The sequence below is a fragment of the Pseudomonadota bacterium genome, from assembly GCA_030859565.1.
In the GTDB taxonomy this organism is placed as follows: domain Bacteria; phylum Pseudomonadota; class Gammaproteobacteria; order JACCXJ01; family JACCXJ01; genus USCg-Taylor.
The window spans coordinates 1-3873 of sequence record JALZJW010000230.1 but is presented as its reverse complement, the minus strand read 5'-3'; the positions used below and the strand labels follow the sequence as shown (position 1 = coordinate 3873).

Annotated in this window: 4 protein-coding genes and 1 pseudogene; 3 read left to right on the top strand and 2 right to left on the bottom strand. The window is 59.4% G+C overall.

Annotation, left to right across the window (positions count from 1 at the left end):
• Positions 1–438: 438 nt before the first annotated feature.
• Positions 439–579 (bottom strand): annotated as a pseudogene (locus M3436_19865) (PQQ-dependent sugar dehydrogenase).
• Between M3436_19865 and M3436_19860 the strand changes: the two are divergent.
• Positions 566–781, top strand: coding sequence for a hypothetical protein (locus M3436_19860; protein MDQ3566234.1), 216 nt, complete (start codon positions 566–568; stop codon positions 779–781). The pseudogene M3436_19865 and the gene M3436_19860 overlap by 14 nt on opposite strands.
• A gap of 1049 nt (positions 782–1830) precedes the next feature.
• A complete protein-coding gene (locus M3436_19855; protein ID MDQ3566233.1) occupies positions 1831–2454 on the top strand; it encodes a DUF924 domain-containing protein in 624 nt (207 codons plus the stop codon).
• A 336-nt stretch (positions 2455–2790) separates the two neighbouring features.
• On the opposite strand, the gene M3436_19850 is transcribed toward M3436_19855, so the two are convergent.
• On the bottom strand, positions 2791–3090 hold the full coding sequence (locus M3436_19850) for a hypothetical protein (protein MDQ3566232.1): 300 nt from the start codon (positions 3088–3090) through the stop codon (positions 2791–2793).
• A 204-nt stretch (positions 3091–3294) separates the two neighbouring features.
• On the opposite strand from M3436_19850, the gene tpiA reads away from it, so the two are divergent.
• Positions 3295–3873 (top strand): triose-phosphate isomerase (gene tpiA, locus M3436_19845; protein ID MDQ3566231.1); only part of this gene is annotated, 579 nt, incomplete at its 3' end.

Sequence of the window (3873 nt, the reverse complement as noted above, 5' to 3'; positions counted from 1 at the left end):
GCGCCCAGATCCGCATCACGGTGCGCAATGTCTGGATCGCCTTCTCAGAAGCTTATCCCTATGCGAGCCTCTTCCAAGCGGTGCTGGCCCGAGTGCAGCAGATCCCCTTGCGCTGTTAGCCCGAGCGTTGACCTGTTCCGTCTCCTGGTGCCAGGGATCCGAAAGGAGTCAGGGGATCCCTTGGCTTGCGATCACAGAATGCCTCAAACTACCTGCACTTATCGACAGAAACCTCCATGAGTTACTCGATTTGTCCTGTTGGCGTCTCGACCGCAGCGGCTAATTCAAGCGGTCTACTTTTCTGAGGTTCCTCATCAATGCCTTTAGCCCATGTATCAACACATTGGTGAGAAATGCGGGCTGGTTAGGAATCGTCTGTGCCCGGATTTCTTCAGCGACGCGGTGCTATTTTCCAGAGCTCGCCGTCCGCCTCGTCCGTCACCACGTACGGCGCGCCGTCCGGGCTTGCCGCAAGTCGCGCACGCGCTGACCGCGGTCGGCGAGGAGATGCTCCTCGCCGGTCACCCTGTCCTTCTTGAGGGTGAGGCGCACGAGCCGCTTGTCCTTGAGACCGCCGACGAAGAGACTGCCGCGCCACGCCGGGAATGCGACCGGCGTGGTGTTCGTGACGCTCGAAGACGAGACGGGCTACCTCAATCTCATCGTCTGGAGCAGCTTGGTGGACGGCCAACGAAAAGAGCTTCTGGGCTCACGCTTACTGGCGGTCATTCGAGAGGTGCAACGCGACCGCGAGGTGGCACGTACTCGCCCGCAAGCTTGAGGATCATACCGATCTCCTGGGCCGCTTGAGCACGCAATCGAGAAATTTTCATTAGGGCCGAGCGGGACAGAGCCTAATCCGTCCGACAGCGGACCCGCCCATCGCCAACACGGAGCAACCTGTGGATGTCAGAGCGACACTCAAACCCGGTCAAAAGGGACCAGACGACGCGCGATGACCCCTGCACCGCTTTCCCAAATGCTCGACCCGGGAATACAATCCCCTTTAATTTAAAGTGAACGGTTTCGACCCGCAGCTCCGGTGTGGTCGCTGCTTAGTCCAACAGACATTTATCCGTCATGCTGGACAGCGCCTGACGGATAAATGCTTATTTGTTAGAGCGACCGCAAGGGAGCCGACCTTTCGGAAGGAGGTCTCGAACGTCTTACCAGATGGAGACGATGAAGCGGATGAGCTTGTTTTGATGCTAGAAGACTTGAGCCCTCGCTTATTTAGTACTCTCGGTGCGGTTGCCCGAGCACTAGGAATGACAACTCACGAGGAAGACCCTTGCGCTGGGGCTTCGTCATCTTGTGCTGACGCGCCCGGAGACTGAGCCTTCTATGCGATTTCTGTTGTTCGCCCCGTCCCTGAGGCTCACCCCTTCGGGGCCATCCTTCGGATGTTCAAAATCGCTCCCGGCGATTCTGTCGTCAGTTCACACCTTTGCGCTTGGGCCTGCGGCGCTTCGCATTCCTGCTTCGCTTGCAAATCCGGCCCAGTCCATCCATGGCCTAGGCGTTCGCGGCACGTATCCCGCTTATCCCGCCGCTCACCCTTTAGACCACCCCTCGCGGGCTTGCCCTTACCGTCGGCTAGTAGTTTCATCATCATGGTTATACTCACTATTGATGACCAGGTTCTCCTACAGGGGACTTCCACCCCATCAGTTCATGTCCCCATGTCGGGCGTACACAAGGCGTTGAACCGGACACGCGCCCGGGCCTCTATCACCGTTTCCGACACACCGGACCACCGCGAGATATTTTTTTGCCCAAACGCGTGCCGGTTAACTAAACGTTGGACGACAATGTAGGGGCGTATCGACGATGCCAACTGAGGAATTCGAAGATGTTCTCCGGTTCTGGGTGCCCCAGCAATTGAGCGGCGATCATGCGGCGATAGTCCGCCAATTCGAATGGTGGTTTCGCGGAGGAGCGGACTCTGCCGTCGCCGAGCGGTTTCCACTAGTGCTGGAGCAAGCCACGCGAGGTGAACTCGACCACTGGTCGCACAGGCCACGACCTCGGCTCGCGCTCATCATCGTCCTCGATCAGTTCTCCCGATCACTCTATCGGGAGACTGCACGAGCGTTTGCGCAAGATCAGAAGGCTCTCGCTCTAGCGCTTAAAGGAATCGAGATCGGTCACTACGCGGCCCTCGAGACTCCGTGGGAGAAGACTTTTTTCTTTTTACCCTTGGGGCACTCCGAAGATCTCACGCACCTGGAGGTAGCGGTCAAGCTTGCAGAGGAGCTCGTGAAACAGGCGCCATCGGAGCTACGTAGGGTGCTGGAGCATTCCGCGGCGCAAGCCCGTGGACATCGAGACGTAATTGCCCGCTTCGGTCGTCATCCTCATCGCAACCCAGTCTTAGGGCGGCAATCCACCCCGGAGGAGCTCGACTACCTTGCCAGCGGCCAACTCGTACATACGCGCCCTCTGCCGCACTAGCAATCGGGAAAGCTGCCGTCCGCTCCACACGGGGCGCGCCAAAAAGCGGCTCGCCTGTAAGCCACGAGATTACGTCGGTGATGTTGCTCGTTGAATCATGCGGTTGACGCTAGCGTTGTCCTCTATAGCGATGAGTTCTACCTCGGGATGTCGAGACGCGAAAACTCTAAAGACCGGCCCGAGGCGCCGAGTTTATGGGCGTTTTGGCGTCGCGCGCGAATGCGGGCCAAGGGGGTTGTCGGCTCAGGTACCTTATACCTTATACTTCAGATCAAGAGCGTGTGGGTCGATGTTTCCGGCAAACCGATAGGCTGGTTCGGCAAGTAGAAATTATTTTTAGCGGGCAGGGTTGCGTACACCGCGCTCGCCCCACTCTTCTTTTCGGACCACGTCGCCGGCCTGCGTCCCCGGCGTGACTTGGCCTTGGTAGATAAGGTAACGGCCACCGTTTTGACCGCGTGTGGCCGCATGCTCGGTCCAGGTCCAGAGATGCCCGCTCACGGTATCCAGGATGACGACCTTCTCGGCCCCGATCCCCATTTGATCCCCGAGCGGTAACATCTGGTAACGGCCATCCGCGTGGACAAGACCCGGTAGGGCCAAAGTAATCAGCGCGGCGCAGATCATAATTTTCATAGCGTCCTCCTTATATAAGCTCTATTGACTCGCCGCGGCGCCGGTACGTTCGCGAGCGTCGCGGTGTAGATAGCTTCGCGGGGCGATGCATTTTCTATACCCCGAGGCGGAAACCGATACACCCGCGGCCGCTCACGCAAATTGATTTCCGCTTAGCGAGCAGTTAACCTTGGCGGCCTTTTGAGCTTAAGAGGAATGGGCAGGATGAGACCTCGGCTGGTGGCCGGCAATTGGAAGATGCATGGCACGCGCGCAGCGGTTGAAGCTCTCGTCGAGGAACTAAAACGCGGGATCGACGCCGCCGTGCGGGCCGAGGTCGCGGTGTGTCCCCCGTATGTGTATTTGCCCTGCGTCGCGGAAAGGCTCGCGGGAACGGCGATCGCGCTGGGAGCCCAAAATCTTTGCAGCGAGGAGTCCGGCGCTTACACGGGCGAGGTGTCAGGTTTGATGCTGAGGGACTATAATTGCCGGCACGTGATCGTCGGTCATTCCGAGCGCCGGACGCTGATGGGCGAAGACGACGATCTGGTGGGGCGAAAGTTCGCACGCGCGCTTACCCACGGGTTGATCCCGATCCTCTGTGTGGGTGAGACTCTGGCCGAGCGGCAGGCAGGCCGGACGGAGCAGGTCGTGGCGCGGCAATTAAACGCGGTACTCGATCATGCCGGCATCGCGGCGTTTCGCGCGGCAGTCGTCGCCTACGAGCCGGTGTGGGCGATCGGCACCGGGCGGACGGCCTCGCCCGAGGAAGCGCAAGCCGTGCACGCCTTCGTCCGGCGCTGT